The organism is Pseudomonas urethralis (genome assembly GCF_021602465.1).
GTDB classification, from domain to species: Bacteria; Pseudomonadota; Gammaproteobacteria; order Pseudomonadales; family Pseudomonadaceae; genus Aquipseudomonas; species Aquipseudomonas vlassakiae.
Window position 1 is genome coordinate 206,871 of record NZ_BQIJ01000008.1, and the last position, 23,368, is coordinate 230,238.

Below are 23,368 nucleotides of genomic sequence, written 5' to 3' on the forward strand. Positions count from 1 at the left end.
CCATGCCGCAGTTCTTCATCGCCCGCCCGATCTTCGCCTGGGTGATCGCGCTGTTCATCCTGCTTGCCGGCGCCCTGGCCATCCCCCAGCTGCCGGTGGCGCAGTACCCCAACGTGGCGCCGCCGCAGGTGGAAATCTACGCCGTGTACCCAGGCGCCTCGGCGGCGACCCTGGACGAAAGCGTGGTCAGCCTGATCGAGCAGGAGCTCAACGGCGCCGACAACCTGTTGTACTTCTCGTCACAAAGCAGCCTGGGCAGCGCCACCATCACCGCGACCTTCGAGCCGGGCACCCACCCCGACCTGGCCCAGGTCGATGTGCAGAACCGCCTCAAGGTGGTCGAGTCGCGTCTGCCGCGCCAGGTGACCCAGCAAGGCCTGCAGGTGGAGAAGGTGTCCACCGGCTTCCTGCTGCTCGGCACCCTCACCTCGGAGGACGGCAGCCTCGATGAAACCGCACTGTCGGACATCCTTGCACGCAACGTGATGAACGAAATCCGCCGCCTCAAGGGCGTCGGCAAGGCGCAGCTGTATGGCTCCGAGCGCGCCATGCGCATCTGGATCGACCCGCGCAAGCTGATCGGTTTCAACCTCACCCCCAACGATGTGGCCGAGGCCATTGCCGCGCAGAACGCCCAGGTCGCCCCCGGCAGCATCGGCGACCTGCCCGCCCGCGGCACCCAGGAAATCACCGCCAACGTGGTGGTCCGCGGCCAGCTGAGCACGCCGGAGGAATTCGCCGCCATTGTCCTGCGCGCCAACCAGGATGGCTCCAGCGTCACTGTCGGCGATGTCGCCCGGGTCGAAATCGGCGCCCAGGAGTACCAGTACGGCACCCGCCTGAACGGCAAGCCGGCCACCGCCTTCAGCGTGCAACTGGCACCGGGCGCCAACGCCATGGAAACCGCCACCCTGGTACGGGCGAAGATGAAAGAGCTGTCGCGCTACTTCCCCGAAGGGGTCAAGTACGACATCCCCTACGACACCTCGCCGTTCGTCAAGGTGTCGATCCAGCAGGTCATCAACACCCTGTTCGAAGCCATGCTGCTGGTGTTTGCGGTGATGTTCCTGTTCCTGCAGAACCTGCGCTACACGCTGATCCCGACCCTGGTAGTACCCGTGGCGCTGATGGGCACGTTCGCCGTGATGCTGGCCATGGGTTTCTCGGTCAACGTACTGACCCTGTTTGGCATGGTGCTGGCCATCGGTATCCTGGTCGACGATGCCATCGTGGTGGTGGAGAACGTCGAGCGAATCATGGCCGAGGAAGGCCTGCCGCCTCGCGAGGCCACACGCAAGGCCATGGGCCAGATCAGCGGCGCCATCGTCGGCATTACCCTGGTGCTGGTGGCGGTATTCCTGCCGATGGCCTTCATGAAGGGCTCGGTAGGTGTGATCTACCAGCAGTTCTCGCTGTCGATGGCGGTGTCGATCCTGTTCTCGGCATTCCTCGCCCTGAGCCTGACCCCGGCCCTCTGCGCCACCCTGCTCAAACCGCTGGCCAAGGGCGAGCATCAGCAACGCCAAGGCTTCTTCGGCTGGTTCAACCGCCGCTTCGAAAGCCTGAGCAACGGCTACCAGCGCTGGGTGCTGCAAGCGCTGAAGCGCAGTGGCCGCTACCTGTTGCTGTATGGCGTGCTGCTGGCCGTGCTGGGTTATGGCTTCAGCCAGTTGCCTACGGCGTTCCTGCCCACCGAAGACCAGGGTTACACCATCACCGACATCCAGCTGCCACCCGGCGCCAGCCGCATGCGCACCGAGCAGGTCGCCGCCCAGATCGAGGCGCACAACGCCGAGGAGCCGGGTGTCGGCAACACCACGCTGATCCTCGGTTTCAGCTTCTCGGGCAGCGGCCAGAACGCCGCGCTGGCCTTCACCACGCTCAAGGACTGGTCCGAGCGCGGTGGCGACGACAGCGCGCAGTCGATCGCCGACCGGGCCACCCTGGCCTTCACCCAACTCAAGGACGCCGTGGCCTATTCCGTGCTGCCACCGCCGATCGACGGCCTGGGCGAGTCGACCGGCTTTGAGTTGCGCCTGCAGGACCGCGGCGGCATGGGTCATGAGGCGCTGATGGCCGCCCGTGACGAACTGCTGGCCGGCGCGCACAAGAGCAAGCTGCTGGCCAACGTGCGCGAGTCCTCGCTGGCCGAAAGCCCGCAGGTTCAGCTGGAAATCGACCGCCGCCAGGCCAACGCCCTGGGCGTGTCGTTCGCCGACATCGGCTCGGTGCTGGACGTTGCTGTCGGCTCCAGCTACGTCAACGACTTCCCCAACCAGGGCCGCATGCAGCGGGTGGTGGTGCAGGCCGAAGGCGACCAGCGCAGCCAGGTGGAAGACTTGCTGAAGATCCACGTGCGCAACAACAGCGGCAAGATGGTGCCCCTGGGCGCGTTCGTCCAGGCCAGGTGGGTCAGCGGCCCGGTGCAACTGACCCGCTACAACGGCTACCCGGCGGTGGCGATTTCCGGAGAGCCGGCAACGGGCTACAGCTCGGGTGAGGCCATGGCCGAAATCGAGCGCCTGGTCGCCCGGCTACCGGCCGGTGCCGGCCTGGAATGGACCGGCCTGTCGCTGCAGGAGCGCCTGTCCGGCAGCCAGGCGCCGCTGCTGATGGCGTTGTCGTTGCTGGTGGTGTTCCTGTGCCTGGCGGCGCTGTATGAAAGCTGGTCGATCCCGACCGCGGTGCTGCTGGTGGTACCGCTCGGTGTGCTCGGTGCGGTGCTGGCGGTGACCCTGCGCGGCATGCCCAACGACGTGTTCTTCAAGGTCGGCCTGATCACCCTGATCGGCCTGTCGGCGAAGAACGCCATCCTCATCATCGAGTTCGCCAAGGACCTGGTCGACCAAGGCGTCGACGCCGCCGATGCTGCCGTGCAGGCCGCCCGCCTGCGCCTGCGGCCGATCGTCATGACCTCGCTGGCGTTCATCCTCGGCGTGGTGCCGTTGGCCATTGCCAGCGGCGCCAGTTCGGCAAGCCAGCAGGCGATCGGCACCGGGGTGATCGGCGGGATGCTCAGCGCCACGTTGGCAGTCGTGTTCGTGCCAGTGTTCTTCGTGGTGGTGATGCGCCTGGCTGGACGCGGCCGCAGCAAGGCCGAACAGACGCAGGCCAGCGAAGCCTGACTGGACAAGCCGGGCGTTGAATGAGAGGGTTCCGGCATTGACTGCCCGGAACCCTTTTTCATGCCTGATGCCCTGCCCCCCTGCTCCGTCCTGATCCTCGCTGGCGGCCGCGGCCAGCGCATGGGAGGGCGCGACAAAGGCCTGCTGGAATGGCGCGGCGAGCCGTTGATCGCGCATGTACAGCGCGCCGTACGGCCGCTGAGCGACGACCTGATCATTTCCTGCAACCGCAACCAGGATGCGTACGCGGGCTTTGCCGATCAGCTGGTGGGCGATGCCGAGCAGGACTATCCCGGGCCGCTGGCCGGGGTGATTGCCGGGTTGCAGGTGGCCAGGCATGAATGGGTGGCGCTGCTGGCGTGCGATGCGCCGCAGGTCGAACAGCCGCTGGTCGATGCCCTGCGACAACTGGCGGTGGACGGTGACAGCGCCGCTATGGTCCGCCAGGGCGGTTTTTGGCAACCCATGTTCAGCGTTTTGCCGCGCCGGCTACTGCCAGTACTGGAGCAGGCATGGGCGGCAGGCGAACGTAGCCTGCAGAGGGCCTTGCTGCATGAAGCCGTGCAAGCGCTGGACTGTGCCGATGACGACGCAAGGCTGAACAACTTCAACACACCCGATAGACTGCACGTTGGACCAGGCCCTCAAGCCTGACAACACACCAGCTGGTGGCCCACATCCCCCGGCCTGCGCCAAAACGGCTGTCCAACCCACCGTTCTTCAGGTAGCGGCCCACCCGCCAGCCCGGCGGCGACAAGCTTGTGTTGTCAGGACTGGCCCTATCGCGGATGAATCCGCCCCTACAGGACAGCGGTGATCCCGTAGGAGCGGATTCATCCGCGATGAAGCCACCACCGTTTTAGCGGATGAACACCTGCGGCGTGGTGGTGGACATGTCCCCGCCCGGCAGCTTGATGTTCTTCACCTTCTCCAGCGTATCGGGGTTGAACACCGCCAGGTCGTTGAAGGTACCGCCCAGGTACAGCTTGTCGCCCTTCTTGTCGAAGGTCACGCAGTAGTAGGTGTGCTCCAGATCAGCCGCCTTGATCAGCTTGCGCTGCTTGATGTCGTATTTGGCCAGGCGGTTGAGCACGCCGTAGATCTGGTTCGGGTCCTTGGGCGAACGCAGGCCGGTGAAGTAGAGTTCGGTCAGGTCGGCGAATTCCCGGGTGTGGGCCTTGCCGGTCTTGAGGTCGATGCTCAGGTAGCCATACAGCGGCTGCGCCTCGTTCGGGTCCTGCCGGGCGTCCTTGAACCTGGCGATGGTGTAGAGCATCGAGAATTCATGGCGCGGGCTCTGGTGCGGCCAGAAGTACAGCACATCCGGGGCGCTGTAGCCTTTGCGCTGCCAGTTGCGCAGCGGCAAGGCCACGCTGTACTTGCCGGTCTTCACGTCCATCTTGTAGATGTCCGGCCCGGCGACGAACAGGCTGCCATCGTCGGCGGTGCGCATCAGGTAGACCTGGCGCGGCATCGGGAAAGTCCGCACCGGCTTGGCCTGCAGGCCATCGGCGGTGTTGTACACCTCCAGGCGCGGTGGCTTGACCACGTAGTGGTCGTTCAGGCGCTGGGTCGGGTTGACAGTGGCGTACACCTCTTTGCCATCCGGGCTAAGGGCGAACGAATACATCGACTTGCCGACTTCACCCGGCACGCTGGACAGGTTGGCGTGGAAAGTGGTCTTGCAGGTGTCCAGGTCGATGCCATAAATGTCGGCATAGTGGTTGTTGAGCACATACGCGGTGCGGTTGTCCGGCGCCATCAATGCGGTGCCGGGGCCGAACCTGTCGGGCATCTGGCAGCTCTTGTACAGCGTGTCGCTGGCCACGTCGATGACGTGCAGGTTGTTCGGGTAGTTGGTGGTGATCAGGTATTCCTGGCCAGCCTTGAGGGCCGGCCCGGCATCGTCGGCCTGTACCGCCCAGGCGCAGGCCGTGGCAGCGATGGTCAGCGCGAGTTGCGCGCAGCGTCCAGCTTTCATGCGGTTTCCCCTTGTCATTCTTGTTCGGCCGGTCACTTGTCTTTAGGGAACACGGTGCCGAGGTTGCGCCAGTCTTCCTGGGAGTTGTTCGCCTGGGCGTTCCAGTCCTGGTAGGTGCTCATCATGTCCGGCACCTGGGCCGGCCACCAGCAAGGGTCGGAGCACCCGTACAGGTCGGCCTCCATCGGCTGGCACAGCGAGCTGACGCCACCAAAGGCGTCCACTTCCCAACCCGGGTCGGTGGTGGCGGTGCAACCGGCCACCGCGCTCATGGCCATGACTGCTTCGACGCGGTCTTCGGCGGCGGCCTGCTCGAGGATGCGCGCCTTGTTGTTCAGGGGCTTCAAGTGCTTCATGTCAGTGCGCCTTCCGCGGGGTGATGTAGCGGTCGATGAAGGCCGGGTTGGCGGCCATGATGCGGCTGTAGACTTCGATGCCGAAGTCGACCCAGTCGCGCATCAGCTCGCAGTAGTGGTAGGTCGGGTGCTGCGGGTCGCCGTAACGGGCATAGCTCTCGTGGTAGCAGCCGCCAGAGCACAGGTTGCGGATGCGGCAGCTGTCACAGCCGGTGTTGCTGCGGTCCAGGCGCTGCGACAGGAAGTCGTTGAGCTGCGCCTGCTTCACGCCCTGGTGGACGTTGCCAAAGGTCGGCAGGCTGGAGCCGGTGAAGCGGTGGCACAGGTTCAGCTCGCCCTCGTGGTCCACGGCCAGCATCTTCAGCCCGGCACCGCACGGCAGGGCCTTCTTGTGGCCTTCGTGGATGTCGGTGATCAGCTGGTGCAGGTTGGAGAAGCCGATGTTGCGGTGCTCCAGCGCCGCTTCCAGGTACTTGCGGCCCAGCGCCTTCATGTTGGCGAACACCTGCACCAGCTCTTCACCGGTGAGGTTGAAGTCGGCCATGTCGCCGGAGGTGACCGGGGCAAAGCCGACTTCGGCAAAGCCCATTTCGTTGAACAGGTGGTTCCAGATGGTCTCGACGTCGGTGATGCCACGAGTCAGGGTGACCCGCGCGCCCACCGGGCGGCTGCGGTAGCGCGACAGCAGCAGGTCGGCCTTGCGCCGCACCACGTCATAGGTGCCCTGCCCGCCCACGGTGATGCGGTTGCGGTCGTGCACGGTCTTCGGGCCGTCGATGCTGATCGACAGGCCGAAACGGTGGGCGTCGAGCCAGTCGATGATTTCTTCGGTGAGCAGGGTCGCGTTGGTGGTCATGATGAACTCCACCTGCTTGCCGGCTTCGCCGAAGCGCCGCTCGCAGTAGGCGACCATGTGCTCGATCAGCGGCCGGTTGGACAGCGGCTCGCCGCCGAAGAACACCACGCTGTAGCGCGCTTCGTCGGGTGATTCCTTGAGCAGCATCTCCACCGAGGCTTCGGCGGTGGCGGTGCTCATCTTCTTGCCGGCGGACGGTTTGTCCAGGTCTTCCTTGTAGCAGTAGGTGCAGCTGAGGTTGCAGCCCGTGTTGACGTTGAGTACCACGGTGTTCAGTGCCGTGCGCTCGACCTGCTTGAGGGCGATTTCCGGGGTCAGCGGCGAGCCGTCGCTGACCAGCTCCAGCGCGATCAGCTCGCGCAGGGTGTCCTGGATATCGTCGCTGGCAAACTGCTGGCCAAGGCGCTGCATCAGCGCCTCGGCCGAACAGCCTTGCTGACGCAGGGTGTCGATGATGCTGCCGGTCACCGCGTCGGCGGTGAACAGCGAACTGCTGGGGATATGGAACAGCATGCGGTCGGCATCGACCTGCACTTCGTGCAGGTTGCGTTCGACCAGGTTCAGTAGCGCGCCCATGGCGACCTCCCGATAATCGATCCGTTGGCAAAACCGTTACACCCAGCCCTTACGGCAGCGGCGGGTTGTTCCAACGCTGAACGGTGACGATCATGTGGCCTTCACCACGCTGGCCGCCGTCTGCCAAGGTGGCGATGACCTTCAGGTTGCCGGCGTTGTTGGTCATCATCTTGCGCGCCGGATTCGGCCCGGCACCGCCTGGCACGAACACCCCGTCGGCCTGCATCTGCCCGGCGAACCTGATGTCTTCGTCCTCGACCGCACGCTCGTTGAATGGCTCGACCTTCCAGCTGGCCGGCAGGTAGCCGATGCGCAGCGGCTGGCCACTGCCATCCTTGCCCCAGGCTTCGGCTTCGAAACGGCCCTGGACCTTGGGCACCGAGGCACCGTTCTCGCCGATACGGGCGATGGAGAATGCCGGTACCACCTTCACTTCCTCGACCTTGTCATAGACCGCCAGCTTGGCGCCCTTGAGTTCACCCACGCCCACGTCGCGCTGGCCGGGCTTGGCATCGGCCGCAGCGCGGGCCTTCACACGCACCAGGGTCGGGGTCTGTTCCAGCACCTCGCTCACCTCGACCCCGGCCCCCAGGTCGGGCTTGCCGGCCAGGCCGGTGCCGACCAGGGTGATCTCGCTCTCGCCACCGGCCTTGATGAACGCAGGCTGAACCGCCAGCAGGCGCGCCTTGCCCTCTTTGGCGGCGATGAAGTCCAGGCCTCGCTCGTCGTGATCGGCCTCGAACATGCGGCCTTTCAATTCGCCGTCCAGCGCCGCGAACACCTGGCGCAGGTTGCTGTCGCCCACCTTGACGTTGCCGCGCCATTCATAACCGTTGTAGAGCAGCGCCGTGCCACTGCCATTGAACGGCGTACCGTCGGCGTAGCTGCCTTTGACCTCGACCTTGAAGGTATCGCCCTGGTCGGCAACCACCGTCATCACCCCACGCACATCGCCCTTGGCCAGCATGTGGCCGCTGAACGCCCACTGCCCCGCCAGCGCGTCGGCGGCTGGCCTGGCCTTCTGCCATTCAGCCCAGGCCGGGCTCTCCAGCGGGAAGCGCTTGGCGAGGTCCGGCACCACTTGCTTGAGGGCGATCTCCAGCCAGTCGCGGTCACGCGCCTGGGCCTGGTATTCGAGGGACGGCCATTGGCCAAGGTGGAAGTTGACCAGGTGCTCCCATTCCTGCGCCGGGCGCCGCTGCAGCGCGACACGGGCACCGGAGTGGCAGCGCCCGCAGGTTTCACTGAGCTGGGTATCGAAGTGCTCGACGGTGTTGAGCCGGCGCTCCATGGCGTAGCGCACGCCATCGGTCTCGCTCGGCGCCAGGCCCTGCTTGTCGGCCAGGTACTTGACCAGGGTGCGACGATCGTCGTCGCTGATCTGCACGCCGTGCATCACCTGCATGCGGGCAATGCTCATCAGCCAGCCTTCCGGCGTCTTGCGCTGATGGCTGATGCGGCTGTAGGTATCGTTGCCCTCGGGGATGTGGCACCCCATGCACGTGTTCTGCAACAGGCTCGGGCCCTGCTCGGCCGCCACCACGGCCTGGGTGCCCAGCAGTGCGGCGGCGGCCAGCGCCAGTTTGCCCGCATGCCGCCGGAGTCGAGTCGTCTTCAAGGTCAGACCTCCACGGTTGTTGTTCTTATCGTTTTCACACGCTTTGGTACAGCAGGTGTGCTTGTGACGGTTGCGATACAGAAACTGTGCCAAGTGCTGCAAAGGCGTTGTATTTCAGGTCCTTAGCCGTTTTCTTCAAGGGTGTTGAACGGTTGCCGGGGGCGCTGGAGCGTGCCATTTCGCGACAGGGTGTTTCATCCTGAGACAGGGCCTGCGCAGCCACTGTTTCAACACCGTCTCACAGCGTCTCAATGTGCAACAGCGCACGCCTGCAAAGTTGGCCTTGCACAAAAGCAAAACCCAGACAGTTCAACACCTTGCGCCCATTGCACCGGTTTGGCACGCGCCTTGCGCCAGTACCGGCCACATCCAATGACAAGAGGCACAGCCCCATGCTTTCCGAACTGCCCATCCTGCCCGCTACCCGCGCCTTCCTCGAACGCAAGCTGAAGATGCGCATCGGTGCCGACTGGCAGGACGCCGCCAGTGGTCGCACGTTGTCGTTCCGCAACCCGGCCACCGGCGAAATCCTTGGTGAAGTGCCCGCCGCCGAGCAGCAAGACGTCGACCGCGCCGTGCGCGCCGCGCGCCAGGCCTTCGATGACTCGCCTTGGAGCCGTGTGCGCCCACGCGAGCGGCAGAACCTGCTGTGGCGCCTGGCCGACCTGATGGAGCGCGACGCGCAGCAGTTGGCCGAACTGGAGTGCCTGAACAACGGCAAGAGCGCCGTCGTGGCCAAAGTCATGGACGTGCAGCTGGCCATCGACTTCCTGCGCTACATGGCCGGCTGGGCGACCAAGATCGAGGGGAGCACCGTCGAAGCGTCCATGCCGTTGATGCCCAACGAGCAGTTCCATGGTTTCGTGCGCCGCGAGGCCGTGGGCGTGGTCGGTGCAATCGTCGCCTGGAACTTCCCGCTGCTGCTGGCCTGCTGGAAGCTCGGCCCGGCCCTCGCCACCGGTTGCACCGTGGTGCTCAAGCCGGCCGACGAAACCCCGCTGACTGCACTGAAGCTGGCCGAACTGGTGGATGAGGCCGGCTACCCGGCCGGGGTGTTCAACGTGATCACCGGCACCGGCCTCAACGCGGGCGCCGCACTGAGCCGCCACCCGGGCGTGGACAAGCTGACCTTCACCGGCTCCACCGAAGTGGGCAAGCTGATCGGCAAGGCGGCCATGGACAACATGACCCGCGTCACCCTGGAGCTCGGCGGCAAGTCGCCGACCATCGTCCTGCCCGACGCCAATCTGCAGGAGGCCGCTGCCGGCGCCGCCACGGCGATCTTCTTCAACCAGGGCCAGGTGTGCTGCGCAGGCTCGCGCCTGTACGTGCACCGCAAGCACTTCGACAACGTGGTGGCCGACATCACCGGCATCGCCAACGGCATGAAGCTCGGCAGCGGCCTGGACCCGGCGGTGCAGATGGGCCCGCTGATCTCGGCCAAGCAGCAGGACCGGGTGACCGGCTACATCGAACTGGGCCGCGAACTCGGCGCGACCATTGCCTGTGGCGGTGAAGGTTTCGGCCCGGGCTACTTCGTCAAGCCGACGGTGATCGTCGACGTCGACCAGCGCCATCGCCTGGTACAGGAAGAGATCTTCGGGCCGGTGCTGGTGGCGATGCCGTTCGACGACATCGACGAAGTGATCGGCATGGCCAACGACAACCCGTACGGCCTGGGCGCGAGCATATGGTCGAACGACCTGGCGGCGGTGCACCGGATGATTCCGCGGATCAAGTCGGGGTCGGTGTGGGTCAACTGCCACAGCGCGCTGGACCCGGCGCTGCCGTTTGGTGGCTACAAGATGTCCGGGGTTGGCCGTGAGATGGGCACAGCGGCCATCGAGCACTACACCGAATTGAAGTCGGTGCTGATCAAGCTCTGAGCTGCACCCTGGTCTGCCAGCCAGCGCATCAACAGCCTCTGATGCGCTGCTGGCAGGCTGCTCATGGCTGCCACGGGTGATCGACCAGCCAGCAACTCACGGACTACCGGCGCCAACTCGATCCCCTGCAAATGCCAGATCCCCAAAGGCTGATCCGCCGTCACCACCACTTCAGCCTCGTCCACCAGCCCATCCCGCAACACCGGCCGCCGCGCCACCCGCACCGCCGCCCAGTCCGCCGCCAGATGCAACGGCTGCGCATCCGGCCAGCCTCGCCGGCGTTCCCAGAATGGCTGCCCGGCACGTTCAAGCTCCTGCCCATAGAAATCCCGCCCAATGCGGGCAAAACGCATGAACAGCTGCTCGATCCGCTGCTGATGAAACTGCTTCGCCAGTGCGGCCCGTTCAGGCCGGCGCAACAAGGTATTGATCACCACCGGCGCCTGCAATGCCGACGACAACGACTGGAATATCCCGTTCCCCGACAAGGGGTCAACCGCCATCGCCGCATCGCCCACCCGCAGCCAGTCATCGCCCACGCAGTCGCCCGCGAGAATCGCCGTACTGCTGCGAGCGTGAACCTGCGCAGGCTCCAGCGCACGCGCATCGAACACCCCGGCCACCAGTGCCGACGCACGACGGCGTGCGACGCAATAGTCTGGCAGCGCCGCCTTGCCCGGCAGCCCCTCGGCATCCAAGGTCACCTGCCAGTAGCATCGCCCGTCGGCCAGCCGGGCCATCCAAGCCCAACCATCGTCCAGGCTCTCCACCGCCGAAGCAGGATTGCCAGGCTCCGACTGCCAAAGGTTGAGCAGGCTGACCGTCTCCGGCCCGCGCATACGGTCGGCCGCCAACGGTGCCTGGCGGCCGCGTGCTTCGACCAGAAAGTCGCCGTGAAGCACCTGCCCGTCATCCAGCCGGACCTGGTAGCCCTCGGCAGCCGCAACTTCGCGAACGCGCCCTTCCACCAGCGTTACCCCTGCTCGCATCAGGTCATCACGCAACGCACGATCAAAGCGCTGACGGTCGAGCAGGTATTCCTGATTGAGTTGCAGATGCTGGCCATTCCAGCGCACCTGGCGTGTCGCCGGTACCGCTGCCTCGCCCAAGGCGCCGCCCAAGCCGGCATGGCGCAACCCTTCCAACACCCGTTGCGAAACCCCTTCCACAGCAGCAAAACGCCGCCAGTCGGAGACCACCGTTACCGGATAGCCCAGCCGGCGCAGACCCAGCGACGTGGCGGCGCCGGCCGGCCCGGCGCCCAGCACCAGAATGCGTGGCTCAGGCATCCGCTGCACCTCGTCGCTCCGGGCCGCTGAAGGCAGCATGGGCCTGCAGCCAGGCATAGACCTGCTGGCGGTCCAGGCCGGGCTGCTGTTGCAACAAGCTGGCAATCCGCCCGCTCACCGCCGCGCAGCCGAGACTCGCCCCGGCCCGACCATGCTCGCCCACATGGCCACCGAAGTCGGCCTGTGCGCTGCCGAGCCACGACCACTGCCCTGGTGCGCAGCGGGCATCGCCGGTGATGCGGATAACCCCCGGATACGCCGCCGGGTAAACCGCACTGCCCTGCGCCGGGCTGGACGCGCACAGCAGCACGCCAGCCCGCTGCACTTCAGCACAGGCCTGGCGCAACACCGCCCGGTCCTGCTGCAAGCCAAGGCTGAGATTGATCAAGGTCACACCCTGCTCCGCCAGCCAGAACAACGCGGCGGCAACCTGTAAAGCGCTGGTGCTGCCGCGTTCGCTGAAGACCTGGGCCAGCAACAGCGGCAGCGCACCGGCCTCGGCTTGCAGGCTGGCCAGCACGGCGCTGCCATGGCCGAGCCGGTCTGGTTGCAACTCGCCCTCGCAGAGCACGCCCTCGTCCAGCCAGAAACGCCGGGCCGCGACCAGTGCCTGCGTTGGTGCACAACCGCTGTCGATCACACCAACCTGGACATCAACGGCCATGCTGGATCGTCTCCCGAGGCAATACGCGCAACTGGCCGCCTTGCAGGTGCAGGTGCAGGTCGGCATCTGCCAGGGTCGATGCGCGGTGGCTGATGAGGATGCGCGTGCGCCCGGCGAACAGTTCGTCGATGGCGGCAATCACTTCGCGCTCGGTGGCTTCATCCACCGCCGAGGTGGCCTCGTCGAGCACCAGGATCGAAGGCGCCTGCAGCACCGCCCGGGCGATGGCGATACGCTGTTTCTGCCCACCGGAAAGCTGCTGGCCGCGCTCACCGAGCAGCCCGTCCAGGCCCAGCGGCAGGCTTTCCACCAGGCTGTCGAGATGGGCCATTCGCACCACCCGCTCCAGCTCGCCACGGCTGGCCTGCGGCGCGCCATAGGCCAGGTTCTGCGCCAGGGTGCCGCGGAACAGCACGATGTCCTGGCTGACCACGGCGATGCGCTGGCGCACGGCGGCCAGGTCGAGCTCGCGCAGGTCGGCGCCATCGAGCAGGATGCGCCCGGCATCCGGGTCGTAGAAGCGCTGCAACAGGTCGATCAGGGTCGACTTGCCGACACCCGAAGCACCGCTGATGGCGACTTTCAGGCCACCGGCGATACAGGCATCGACCTGCGCCAGCACCGCGCCCTGGCGCCCGTCATGGGCAAAGCACACGCCTTCCAGGCGCAGCTCGCCCGGCCCTTGCGGCATGGGCCTGGGCGAGTCGGCCTCGCGCACCGCTACGGCTTCCTGCTTCAACTCCATTACCCGGCCCAGGCTCACCACCATGCGCTGCACCGCCACGTAAAGGCCCAGCAGGCTCTGCACCGGGCCGACCGCCATGCCCATGTAGGTGGAAAACGCGATCAGCGCGCCGAGCTGCCAGGTGCCCTGGATCACCCACCAGCCACCGACCAGGAACGCGCAGGCGCGGCACCACGAGGTCAGGGTGCCGGGGATCGCCTGGGTGAAGAACTCGGTGACCTGCACCTTGAGCAACTGGCGCATGTAGCCCTGCCCCAGCTGGTCCAGACGCCCGGCCTCGCGGTTCTGCTGGCCGGACGCCTGGATGAATTTCATCGCCGGCAAGGTCTCGACCAGGAACGACGACACGTCCGCGGCCCGCTCACGCAGGCTGCGCACCTCGCGCGCGACCTTGCGCCGCATCCAGCGCAGCCACAGCACTTCGATCGGGATCAGCAGTGCCAGCAGCAGCGACAGTTGCCAGGACAGCATCAGCATCAGCGCTACCGCGCCCACCAGGCCGATCACCGCTGATACTGCGGAGAACAGCGAATCAACGGCAAAACGCTGGATCTCGGCGACATCGCCGTCGAGCCGCGAGAGGATGTCGCCAGTGCGCCGACGGCCGTAGAAGGTCGGCGACAGCTGCTGCAAATGGCGGTACAGGTCATCACGCAGGGCGAACAGAATGCGCCCCGACAGGCGCGTGTGCAGGTAGCGGTTGACGCCCGCCAGCACGGTGCCCAGCAGGCCGGCGCCAATCATGATCGCGGCCATGTGCCAGAGGGTCTGGTAATCCTTGGCCAGCAGGCCTTGGTCGATCAGCGTCTTGACCAGCCACGGTTGCACCAGGGCCAGCAGCGAAGCGCCGAAGGACAAGCCCAGCAACACGCCGATGGCCCGTTGCTGGGGGCGGACGAAACCATACAGCCAAGCCAGGGCCTGGCGCATGAGTATGGGGTCGCTGGTGTGCACCAGCCTTGCGAACAGGTTACCCATGTCAGCCGCGCAACTGTTTGAGCTTGCGGTACAGCGTCGCCCGGCTGATGCCCAGCGCTTCGGCGGCCGCCGAGACATTGCCCTGGTGGCGCGCCAGGGCGCCACGGATCAGTTCCAGTTCGTTGTCCTTGAGGCTACCCGAGGGCGCCGTGCCGCTGGCCAGCTCATCCAGCAGGCAATCGGTCAGGTGGTCGAGGGTCAGCACCTGCTCGCCATCCTCGCGCATGGCCAGGGCGGTGCGCACGACCATTTCCAGCTGGCGGATGTTGCCCGGCCAGTCGAAACCTTCGAGCAATGCGGCCAGGGCCGGGTCGAGGCTCACGCCCTTGGCGCCGGACTTGTCCAGCAAGCCCTCGATGATGCTCGCCAGGTCATCGCGCTCGCGCAGGGCCGGCAGGCGCAGGGACACGCCGTTGACCCGGTAGTACAGGTCTTCGCGAAAGTGCTGCTCCTGTACCAGGCGCTTGAGGTCGCGGTGGGTGGCGCAGATCAACGCCACGTCGATGTCCTGCTCATCGCCCGCGCCCAGCGGCGCCACCCGGCGCTCCTGCAGCACGCGCAACAGCCGTGCCTGCAGGGCCAGCGGCATGTCACCGATCTCGTCGAGGAACAGCGTGCCGCCATGGGCCTGCATCAGCCGCCCGACCATACCGCCGCGTCGTGAGCCGGTGAAGGCGCCCTCGCGGTAGCCGAACAGTTCGGATTCGATCAGCCCCTCGGGAATCGCCGCGCAATTGACCGCAACGAACGGTTTGTCGGCACGCGGGCTGGCTTGATGCAGGGCACGCGCCACCACTTCCTTGCCCGTACCGGTCTCGCCCAGCAGCAACACTGGCAGGCCATTGCCCAGGCCCTGGCGGGCCATGCGCAGGTTGCGTGCCAAGCGCGCGTCAGCCCCGGCCAAGGCCTCCAGCGCAGGGGTTTTGTTAGCCACCGCCGGCTTGGCCTGCGCCGCGCTGCCATTGAGCGGGCTGTGCCGCGGCAGCTGCAACGCACGGAAGAAGAATTCGCCCTTGGCCGTCTGCACGTTGCTTACGCCACCCTGCCACAGGCGGGCGATGAAGGCCGGTGAACGCTCACCCAGCAGGTCGCTGCTGCGCCGCCCGATCAGGCCCTGGCGCGGCACCTGGAGCAACTGGCAGGCGCTGTCGTTGGCGGCCAGCACTTCGCCGTCCAGGCTTAGCGCCAGCAGGCCGTGCCAGGCGCTGTTGAGGTATTGCGGGCGGCTGTGGAACGCCAGCACCAGTTGCCCGGGATGGCACAGGCCGAACATCCTGCTCTCGATATTGCCAGCCGCCAGCATCAGCAGGCTCAGGCTGTCCTGCGGCTGGGCCATGACCCCTTCGCGGGTGACGTCGAGCACGCCGATCACTTCACCGCGCGGGTCGCGCAGCGGTACCGAGGTGCAGGAGAACGGGCTGAGCCGGTCCAGGTAATGCTCGCCACAGTTGATCAGCGTCGGCCGGCCTTCGACCACGGCGGTGCCGATGGCGTTGGTGCCGCGCAGCGATTCGCTCCAGCAGCTGCCGGGGTGCAGGTCGCGCAGGCCTTCGCGTTGCAGTACGTGCTTCTGCCCCTCGATGGCCAGCACGTTGGCCTGGGCATCGCCGAGGATGACGATGCCAGCCTTGCCTTGGCGTGATACCAGGTAGTCCAGTTCGGGGGTGACGGCGTCCACGAGCAGCCGGTTGCGTTCCAGCAGCATGCGCAGGTCCTGGCCCTGCTGCAGGCCCACGCCGACTTGCTCGCCTTGCAGGCAGTCCAGGCCATGGCCGAGGCTGCGACGCCAGGAGGCGTCGATTTCTTCGCGCAGCATGCCCAGCGGCAGCTCGCCTTCGCTGGCCAGACGCATGCGGGCCTGACGGGATTCGCGCAGCGGGTCTTGGGCGTTTGTTATGGGAAATTGTCGCGCCATTTTTTGCTCCAGCTGTGGCCTCCGGGGTCAAGGCTACGGGCTTGGTATCTTTTGCGCAGTGTGCGGGAGATTATGGTGGGCGTCGAGGTGCATGCCTTGAGAGGTGTGCCGCCCGTGAGATCGAGCGCCGCCCGCGCGGCGCATCGCGGATAAATCCGCTCCTACCGTTCGTTGCAACGTGCCGAACCTGTTACGCCATGGTCGCCTGCCTTGGCGCATGCCTTGTAGGAGCGGATTTATCCGCGATGCGCCGCGCGGGCGGCGCTCGATCTCCCAGACGCCCCCCTCAAGCCATGCCCCCAACCCACCGCTAACCCCAATACTGGGGAACACCGCCCACCGGAAAATCATCCAGCTCGATCGCCCCGCCGCGCTGAAACCCAAGTGCCACAAGGCCTGCAGCCTGATGTGAAAAAATTGGCACGGCTGTTGCGCTGGTCCTCCCAGACGCCCCAAGTCCATGGGCCCGTTAGCAGGAGGAACCGACTCATGCTCCGACCGATACCCAACACGCTGGCAATGGCGATCGTCGCCGGCCTGTTCCAGCTCCCGGCGCAGGCAGCGCTATATGCCGTCGACACCGGGCCCTACACACCTGAAAACGGTCACTACGCCGCCTGGTACCAGGATACGCACGGCCGTACCCTCGACCTGTGCCTGTCCAAGGCAGTGAGTTCACGCGTCGCCGGCGCCCCTGGCGCACCGGCTTACATGTGCACCCTGTTGCCTGCCCCCGGCATCTTCGACGACACCAAGCCGTTGGTCTTCCCGAGCAACTGGCCGGATGAATCGTTCTGGTTCACCGCCGACGCTGCCATCAACGATGTCGCCCGGGGGGTCAACCTGACCTACGTCAGCGCGCTCGAAGCCGCGTTCGGCGGTGGCGACCCGGCAGAAAACGACCAGATCAGTTTCGCCCGCGTGCGGATCCGGGTCGACGTGCCCGTGGCCGGAACCTACGTGGTCACCCACCCCTACGGCGTCGAAGTGTTCGATGTACCCGCCGCCGGGCGTCGGGCGATCAACATGACCCGCGACATCGGCATCGGCTCCGCCGGCACCTTTACCGGCGCCCTGAAGGGCGATATCGGGCCCTTCCTGCGCAGCGTCAACGGCCCTTACACCGAAGGCAGCGAGACATTCATCGGCGACCCCAACCTCAACGAGCGGGTCACCGGCAGCCCGTTCAACACCAACTTCGTACGCATCGAAGGCCCCAACGGCATCGACTTGCGCACGGACCTGTTCGCCGTTTCCGGCAAGCTTTCCGCAGTAGCCCGACCGACGCCGTTGATCCCCTTGCGCAGCACCTACTCGCGGCACACCGAGAACGGCGATCTGCGCGCCCAGCAGGACATGTTCGTGCTGGCGCCGCCACCGCCTGGCAGCGCCACCCTGACCAGCCAGGCGCCTAACCTGCCGCTGACCGAAGCCAATGGCACAGGTACCTGGTATGCCCAGTCGGCACTCAACCCGGCACTGCCGACCAGCCTGCTGATCAGCGCCGACAACAGCGTGGCCATTCCCACCAGCAGCGTGACCCAGGCCAGCCTGCCGCTCACCGACCTGGTCACCATCACCAAGGCCGAATACAGCTTGGCCAATGCCACCCTGACCTTGATCGCCACCAGCAGTGACGAAACCAACCCGCCGGCAATGACTGCCCACACCGGCAACGGCACCTTCATCGGCAACTTCACCGGCGACGGCGCGCAGAAAAGCCTGAGCGCCAACTTGTCACCCGTCCCGCCAGCCAAGGTGCAGGTCACCAGTGCCAATGGCGGCAGCGACATCGAAGACGTGGTGCTGGTGCCATGAACAGACAAAGGCTCCGCCTTCAAGGAGGCAGCATGAACACTTGGCAACGCCGCGCGCTGTTGGCCGCCGGTTTCTCCCTCACCCTCAGCAGTGCGGCCTGGGCTGCCCTGTCCGACGTCGACCCGGGCCCCTACACCTTCGCCACCGGTGGGTTCCCGCTGTGGTACAAGGACAGCAACGGCCTGGCCCTGGAACTGTGTCGCTCACACGCCGTCAGCACCCTGGTCGCTGGCGCCCCCGGCGCACCGGCCTACCTGTGCACGCTGCTGCCAGAGCCAGGCGTCTTCGACGATACCCTGCCCCTGGTGTTCCCTGACAACTGGCCTTCGGAGATGTTCTGGTTCCTGGCGGAAACCAGTATTCCTGCAGTCGGCAACAGCGGATATGCCCTCGACGCCTATGTGGCCGGCATCGAAGCGGCGTTCGCCGGTGGCAACCCGGTCGATGGCGACCAGCAGAGCTTTGCCCGCATCCGCATCCGCGTCTCGGTGCCCACTGCCGGTACCTACACCATCACCCACCCCTACGGCGTGGAGACGGTCAACGTCAGCGCGCCCGGTCGCCGGGCAATCAATATCACCCGCGACATCGGCATCGGCGCCCCAGGCAACTTCACTGGCGCGCTCAACGGCGCGATTGGCCCGTTCATCCAGGGCTTCGGCGCCCCCTATACCGCAGTCAACCCGGATACCGGCTCCACCGACACCTTCATCGGTGACCCCAACCGCCCGGAAGCGATCAAGGGCAGCCCGTTCAACACCAACTTCATCCGCATCGACGGCCCGCCCGGGCGCATCGAAACCAACCTGTTCACGGTCTCCGGCAAGGTGCTCGACCAACGTCCGCAGCTGCCGGCGTCACTGGAGCGGGCGACCTACTCGCGCAATGCCGGCGGCACCCGGGTGGAGGTATTCGCCAAGGCGCCAAGCGACGCCAGTGTCTGTTTCCGTAACGGCCTGGCACTGGTCGGCACGCCGCCATCGCCTTGCCAGTTCAGCATGACGTCGGACAACAACGGGCTGTTCTTCAGCCAGCAACTGAGCCAGGTGGCGCCGCCGCCGGTGGTGGTGGTGACGGCCAGCAGCAGCGACATCAACACCCAGCCGACCGCCATTTCGAGCAAGCTTTCCGATGTGGTCAAAGTCAGCACCGCACGCTACGAGTGGGCCAACAAGCGGCTGACCCTCGAAGCGCGTTCCAGCGATGAAGTGCTGATCCCGGACATGGTCGCCCAAGGCTATGGCCGGCTGTCCAAGTCCGGCACCCTGCAAACGCTCACCGTCAATGACCTGGCCCAGCCACCGGCCACCGTCACCATCAAGTCCAGCCATGGCGGCGTGGATGTAGAGCCGGTGGTGGTCGTCGGCACCGCACCGGTGTCGGCCGCCAACCAGCCGCCGCTGGCCCAGGCCGATGTCGGCAGCACCAGCGTCGGCGTGCCGCTGACGATGAACCTGCTGCTCAACGACAGCGACCCGGACGGCAACGTGCCACTGAGCATCACCGACGTTACCCAACCAGCCACCGGCCAGGGCAGCGTGGCCCTCAACGGTAGCACCGCCGTGACTTACACCCCACCGCCAGGTGCCACGCAGCCGGTGGTCGCCACCTTCACCTACCGGGCAATGGATGCCAAGGGCCTGAAGTCGCAACCGGCCACCGTGACCGTCAACGTCGCGCCCAACCAGGCACCCACCGCCAACCCGGAAACCGTGACCACCCTGGCCGCGCCGCTGACCATCAACGTGTTGGCCAACGACACTGACCCGGAAGGCAACGTGCCATTGACCGTCGCCAACCTGACTCAGCCTGCCGCCGGGCGCGGCAGCGTGAGCACCGATGGCACCACGGTCAGCTACACCCCTCCGGCCACGGTGACCACGGCCTTCACCACCACCTTCACCTACCAGGCGCGTGATTCCCTGGGCGCGCTTTCCGCCCCGGCCACCGTCACGGTCAACGTGCAGCCACGGCCCGCAGCCGGCGAGACCTTCACGGTCACCGCAGCCACCGTCCTGGCCCGCTCGAACAACCGTTACAACTGGGATGTCAGCGGGACTTCGTCAGTGACCACCGGCAATACCGTGACCGTGCGGGTGACTACCACCACCGGCGTGCAGACCCTCGGCACCACCACGGTACCGGTAACCGGCCGCTGGCGCCTGACGGTGAGCAACAGCACCACGATCGTTCCGACGGCCGCACCGACCGCCACCGTGACGAGCAGCCAAGGCAGTACCCGTACCGTCAACGTGACTGTGCAGTAGGGCCAGGAGAACGCCATGAAGTGCCTGTATCCACTGCTGCTGAGCCTGGCCCTGGCGGGCCAGGCCGGGGCCGATGACCTGATGGACAACGCCGACCTTGCGCCCGGCAGCGACCTCGGAGACCCGGTGATCATCCGCCTGCTGCCGGTCGGTGCCGGTCAGGCGGCGGTGATCGAGCAGCAAGGCAACGGCAACCGCGCCGCCCTCGACCAGAACGGCCAGGCCCTGCTGGGCCGCATCGTCCAGGCCGGGGGGGCGCAGGAGGCGTACATCCTGCAGGAAGGCAGTGACCTGATGGCCAGCATCAGCCAACAGGGATATGGCAACAGCGCTGCGATCCGCCAGAGCGGCACCAGCAACAGCGCCAGCATCGAGCAGATCGGCAACCACAACAGCGCCAGTATCGAGCAGGCCGGCACAGGCCTGAGCAGCTCAGTGACCCAAGCCGGCAATGGCCAGCGTGTTCAGATCACCCAATACCGATAGACCTGGAGGCACCACCATGTTCAAGCTCGCTCCCCTCAGCGCCGCTATCGTCCTGGCCCTGGCCGGCCAGGTCATGGCTGACGACAGCACCTCGAACCAGTCGCAGAACGGTAACCAGAACATCGCCGAAGTGCAGCAGACGGTGGCGCCGTTCGCTGCGGCCACCCAGACCCAGACTGGCAAGGGCCACAACCACCTGGCGGTGCAGGAAAACAGCACCAGCACCATCAACCAGAGCGCCAGCGGGTCGTACAATGCCGGCTACGCTGAGCAGCTGTTCGAAAATGGCAGCCAGATCACCCAGCAGGCCGCCGGGACCTACAACGATGCCTTCGCCAGCCAGTCTGTGGGCGAGAACAACCAGTCGCTGCAGCACCAGCAAGGCAGCGAAAACCGCTCGACCGTGTGGCAGGACAGCCAGACCAACAGCCAGGCCACCACCAGCCAGAGCGGCCAGCGCAACGAAGCCTTCGTCGAGCAGCTGTTCGGCGGCAGCAACAACCGCGCCAATATCAGCCAGGATGGCCAGGACAACTACGCCGCCTCCGAGCACATCCTGCACAACGACGGCTATGTGCAGATCTACCAGCAAGGCAAGCAGAACTTCGCCTACGGTGACCAGCGCGATGGTAACGGCGGCACGATCGCCATCGACCAGTACGGCACCGGCAGCTCGGTGGAGGTCTGGCAGGACACCCAGACCGGCAGCCGCGCCACGGTCAACCAGACCGGCCAGACCAACGAAGGCTACATCGACCAGAGCTTCGGCAAGGACAACGTCGCCAACCTGTATCAACAGGGCCAGTCCAACGCCAGTTGGTCGGATCAGTTCGAGACCAACAATTCGAACACCACCGTCTCCCAGGGCGGCAAGAACAACAGCAGCTTCACCTACCAGACCGGTGACAACCAGAGCCTGACCGTCAACAGCAAGGGCAACGGCAACAAGGTCCTGGCCAGCAACTGGAAAGGCGACAAGCTGGGCGGGCAGTTCGGCAATAACCAGACTGCCACGGTTCACCAGAACGGCACCGACAACAGCGCCAACCTGACCCAGAACGGCGCGTACCAACTGGCCACGCTGAGCCAGAAAGGCACCGGCAACACCATGCAGACCAAGCAGGCCGACAGCTACAACGAGCTGTACTTCGATCAGAACGGCAGCGACAACAGCCTCATCGCCGACCAGCGCGGCACCGACAACTATGCCTACGGCGCGTCCACCGGCAGTGGCAACAGCATCAACCTCGACCAGTCCGGCTACGCCAACCAGAGCTACACCACCCAGCTGTACGGCAGTGGCAACAGTGCAACCATCAAGCAGGCTGACAGCGCCAACGTCGCCTACGTGACCCAGGGCGGCAACAACAACGCGGCCATCGTCAACCAGAGCGGCGCCTATCAGAGCGCCACCATCAGCCAGATGGGCAACGGCAACACGGCTACCGCTACCCAACACTGACCTGCTCCCCCCTTGAACCGCGGCGTCTCCTCTCCCTGGCGTCGCGGTTCCTTTTTATCCCCCTGAGCGATGACGCGGTCCTGTGGGAGCGGCCTTGCGTCGCGAAAGGGCTGCAAAGCAGCCCCGGCAATATCTGCGGCGCACCTGAAATCCTGGGGGCGCTTCGCACCCCTTTCGCGACACAAGGCCGCTCCTACAAGGGCCGCGTTGGCTTACAATGCCTGGAACTCACCCACGCCACCGCGCCGATGATCCAGTCCGACCTCGACCTGTTCGACCCCCAGCCGCAACGCCTGGCCAGCCACACCGTGCTGCTGCCCGGCTTCGCCCTGGCCGTGATCGAGCCGCTGCTCGACGCCCTGCGGCCGGTGCTGCGTGCCGCGCCGTTCCGGCACATGAAGACACCAGGCGGCCTGAACATGGCGGTGGCGTTGACCAATTGCGGGGCGCTGGGTTGGGTCAGTGATGCCAAGGGTTACCGCTACAGCCCCACCGACCCGGTCAGCGGCCAACCCTGGCCCGCCCTGCCCCAGGTGTTGCTAGAGCTGGCGGGCCGCGCAGCGGCGACGGCCGGTTTCGAGGGTTTCGTGCCGGATGCCTGCCTGGTCAACCACTACCTGCCCGGCACCCGCCTGAGCCTGCACCAGGACCGTGACGAGCAGGACTTTGGCCAGCCGATCGTTTCGATTTCGCTGGGGTTGCCGGCGGTGTTCCTGTTAGGTGGGTTGCAGCGTTCGGACAGGACTCAGCGGATACCGTTGAACCATGGTGATGTGCTGGTGTGGGGTGGCGAAGATCGGCTGCGCTTTCACGGGGTGTTGCCGATAAAGCCAGGCGTGCATCCCCGGATGGGGGAGCGGCGGATCAACCTGACCTTGCGCAAGGCGGGTTGACCGAGTTAGCAGGGCCGGCCTCTCCGCGGGTGAACCCGCTCCCACAGGGACCGCGTCGCACTCGAGATCTCGCAACGCCCGTGGGAGTAAGCAGGGCCGGCCTCTTCGCGGGTGAACCCGCTCCCACAGGGACGGCGTCGCACTCGATATCACGCAACGCCTGTGGGAGTAAGCAGGGCCGGCCTCTTCGCGGGTGAACCCGCTCCCACAGGGACGGCGTCGCACTCGAGATCTCGCAACGCCCGTGGGAGTAAGCAGGGCCGGCCTCTTCGCGGGTGAACCCGCTCCCACAGGGACGGCGTCGCACTCGATATCACGCAACGCCCGTGGGAGTAAGCAGGGCCGGCCTCTTCGCGGGTGAACCCGCTCCCACAGGGACGGCGTCGCACTCGAGATCTCGCAACGCCCGTGGGAGTAAGCAGGGCCGGCCTCTTCGCGGGTGAACCCGCTCCC

At 66.0% G+C, this 23,368-nt stretch carries 16 protein-coding genes; 8 read left to right on the forward strand and 8 right to left on the reverse strand.

Annotation, left to right across the window (positions count from 1 at the left end):
* Positions 1 to 2: 2 nt before the first annotated feature.
* Together L6D64_RS15570 and mobA are read left to right on the forward strand one after the other, a co-directional pair.
* On the forward strand, positions 3 to 3,125 hold the full coding sequence (locus tag L6D64_RS15570; RefSeq protein WP_176509611.1) for an efflux RND transporter permease subunit: 3,123 nt from the start codon (positions 3 to 5) through the stop codon (positions 3,123 to 3,125).
* A 60-nt stretch (positions 3,126 to 3,185) separates the two neighbouring features.
* Positions 3,186 to 3,779, forward strand: coding sequence for a molybdenum cofactor guanylyltransferase MobA (gene mobA, locus L6D64_RS15575; RefSeq protein WP_176509612.1), 594 nt, complete (start codon positions 3,186 to 3,188; stop codon positions 3,777 to 3,779).
* A gap of 205 nt (positions 3,780 to 3,984) precedes the next feature.
* Here the strand turns inward: mobA and peaD are convergent, their stop codons facing one another.
* From peaD to peaA, 4 genes are read right to left on the reverse strand one after another with little or no spacing between them, the layout of a single operon-like run.
* Positions 3,985 to 5,106, reverse strand: a complete 1,122-nt coding sequence (gene peaD / locus L6D64_RS15580; RefSeq protein WP_176507520.1) for a quinohemoprotein amine dehydrogenase subunit beta — start codon at positions 5,104 to 5,106, stop codon at positions 3,985 to 3,987.
* A 32-nt stretch (positions 5,107 to 5,138) separates the two neighbouring features.
* Positions 5,139 to 5,462: a quinohemoprotein amine dehydrogenase subunit gamma gene (gene qhpC / locus L6D64_RS15585; protein WP_054885454.1), complete on the reverse strand. Its 324-nt coding sequence runs from the start codon at positions 5,460 to 5,462 to the stop codon at positions 5,139 to 5,141.
* Between the two features lies 1 nt (position 5,463).
* Positions 5,464 to 6,894 carry a quinohemoprotein amine dehydrogenase maturation protein gene (peaB, locus tag L6D64_RS15590; protein WP_176507521.1) on the reverse strand — a complete coding sequence of 477 codons (1,431 nt, stop codon included), beginning with the start codon at positions 6,892 to 6,894 and terminating at the stop codon, positions 5,464 to 5,466.
* Between the two features lie 49 nt (positions 6,895 to 6,943).
* Positions 6,944 to 8,512 (reverse strand): quinohemoprotein amine dehydrogenase subunit alpha, encoded by a 1,569-nt coding sequence (peaA, locus tag L6D64_RS15595; RefSeq protein WP_176507522.1) that lies wholly within the window; start codon positions 8,510 to 8,512, stop codon positions 6,944 to 6,946.
* 392 nt (positions 8,513 to 8,904) lie between these two features.
* Here peaA and L6D64_RS15600 point away from each other — a divergent pair, with 392 nt between their 5' ends.
* Positions 8,905 to 10,398, forward strand: coding sequence for an aldehyde dehydrogenase family protein (locus L6D64_RS15600; RefSeq protein ID WP_176507523.1), 1,494 nt, complete (start codon positions 8,905 to 8,907; stop codon positions 10,396 to 10,398).
* Here L6D64_RS15600 and qhpG read toward each other — a convergent pair.
* From qhpG to L6D64_RS15620, 4 genes are read right to left on the reverse strand one after another with little or no spacing between them, the layout of a single operon-like run.
* Positions 10,362 to 11,687: a flavin-dependent monooxygenase QhpG gene (gene qhpG / locus L6D64_RS15605; RefSeq protein WP_176507524.1), complete on the reverse strand. Its 1,326-nt coding sequence runs from the start codon at positions 11,685 to 11,687 to the stop codon at positions 10,362 to 10,364. The genes L6D64_RS15600 and qhpG overlap by 37 nt on opposite strands.
* On the reverse strand, positions 11,680 to 12,351 hold the full coding sequence (gene qhpE, locus L6D64_RS15610; RefSeq protein ID WP_176507525.1) for a subtilisin-like serine protease QhpE: 672 nt from the start codon (positions 12,349 to 12,351) through the stop codon (positions 11,680 to 11,682). Before qhpE ends, qhpG begins: the two co-directional genes overlap by 8 nt.
* Positions 12,341 to 14,074: an ABC transporter ATP-binding protein gene (locus L6D64_RS15615; RefSeq protein ID WP_176507526.1), complete on the reverse strand. Its 1,734-nt coding sequence runs from the start codon at positions 14,072 to 14,074 to the stop codon at positions 12,341 to 12,343. The genes qhpE and L6D64_RS15615 overlap by 11 nt, the downstream gene beginning before the upstream one ends.
* Position 14,075: 1 nt before the next feature.
* A complete protein-coding gene (locus tag L6D64_RS15620) occupies positions 14,076 to 15,989 on the reverse strand; it encodes a sigma-54-dependent Fis family transcriptional regulator (protein WP_176507527.1) in 1,914 nt (637 codons plus the stop codon).
* Between the two features lie 489 nt (positions 15,990 to 16,478).
* Here L6D64_RS15620 and L6D64_RS15625 point away from each other — a divergent pair, with 489 nt between their 5' ends.
* From L6D64_RS15625 to alkB, 5 genes are all read left to right on the forward strand, one after another.
* Positions 16,479 to 17,807: a hypothetical protein gene (locus L6D64_RS15625; RefSeq protein ID WP_236192494.1), complete on the forward strand. Its 1,329-nt coding sequence runs from the start codon at positions 16,479 to 16,481 to the stop codon at positions 17,805 to 17,807.
* Positions 17,808 to 17,839: 32 nt separating this feature from the next.
* Positions 17,840 to 20,074: an Ig-like domain-containing protein gene (locus L6D64_RS15630; RefSeq protein WP_236192498.1), complete on the forward strand. Its 2,235-nt coding sequence runs from the start codon at positions 17,840 to 17,842 to the stop codon at positions 20,072 to 20,074.
* Positions 20,075 to 20,089: 15 nt separating this feature from the next.
* On the forward strand, positions 20,090 to 20,560 hold the full coding sequence (locus L6D64_RS15635) for a curlin (RefSeq protein ID WP_236192500.1): 471 nt from the start codon (positions 20,090 to 20,092) through the stop codon (positions 20,558 to 20,560).
* 16 nt (positions 20,561 to 20,576) lie between these two features.
* Positions 20,577 to 22,022, forward strand: a complete 1,446-nt coding sequence (locus L6D64_RS15640) for a curlin (protein ID WP_236192501.1) — start codon at positions 20,577 to 20,579, stop codon at positions 22,020 to 22,022.
* A 248-nt stretch (positions 22,023 to 22,270) separates the two neighbouring features.
* A complete protein-coding gene (gene alkB / locus L6D64_RS15645) occupies positions 22,271 to 22,915 on the forward strand; it encodes a DNA oxidative demethylase AlkB (RefSeq protein ID WP_236192502.1) in 645 nt (214 codons plus the stop codon).
* Positions 22,916 to 23,368 lie beyond the last annotated feature (453 nt).

Coding starts and splice junctions, on each gene's coding strand:
- L6D64_RS15570 (WP_176509611.1), top strand. CDS start 3: ATGCCGCAGTTCTTCATCGCCCGCCCGATCTTCGCCTGGGTGATCGCG.
- mobA (WP_176509612.1), top strand. CDS start 3,186: ATGCCTGATGCCCTGCCCCCCTGCTCCGTCCTGATCCTCGCTGGCGGC.
- peaD (WP_176507520.1), bottom strand. CDS start 5,106: ATGAAAGCTGGACGCTGCGCGCAACTCGCGCTGACCATCGCTGCCACG.
- qhpC (WP_054885454.1), bottom strand. CDS start 5,462: ATGAAGCACTTGAAGCCCCTGAACAACAAGGCGCGCATCCTCGAGCAG.
- peaB (WP_176507521.1), bottom strand. CDS start 6,894: ATGGGCGCGCTACTGAACCTGGTCGAACGCAACCTGCACGAAGTGCAG.
- L6D64_RS15600 (WP_176507523.1), top strand. CDS start 8,905: ATGCTTTCCGAACTGCCCATCCTGCCCGCTACCCGCGCCTTCCTCGAA.
- qhpG (WP_176507524.1), bottom strand. CDS start 11,687: ATGCCTGAGCCACGCATTCTGGTGCTGGGCGCCGGGCCGGCCGGCGCC.
- qhpE (WP_176507525.1), bottom strand. CDS start 12,351: ATGGCCGTTGATGTCCAGGTTGGTGTGATCGACAGCGGTTGTGCACCA.
- L6D64_RS15615 (WP_176507526.1), bottom strand. CDS start 14,074: ATGGGTAACCTGTTCGCAAGGCTGGTGCACACCAGCGACCCCATACTC.
- L6D64_RS15620 (WP_176507527.1), bottom strand. CDS start 15,989: ATGGCGCGACAATTTCCCATAACAAACGCCCAAGACCCGCTGCGCGAA.
- L6D64_RS15625 (WP_236192494.1), top strand. CDS start 16,479: ATGCTCCGACCGATACCCAACACGCTGGCAATGGCGATCGTCGCCGGC.
- L6D64_RS15630 (WP_236192498.1), top strand. CDS start 17,840: ATGAACACTTGGCAACGCCGCGCGCTGTTGGCCGCCGGTTTCTCCCTC.
- L6D64_RS15635 (WP_236192500.1), top strand. CDS start 20,090: ATGAAGTGCCTGTATCCACTGCTGCTGAGCCTGGCCCTGGCGGGCCAG.
- L6D64_RS15640 (WP_236192501.1), top strand. CDS start 20,577: ATGTTCAAGCTCGCTCCCCTCAGCGCCGCTATCGTCCTGGCCCTGGCC.
- alkB (WP_236192502.1), top strand. CDS start 22,271: ATGATCCAGTCCGACCTCGACCTGTTCGACCCCCAGCCGCAACGCCTG.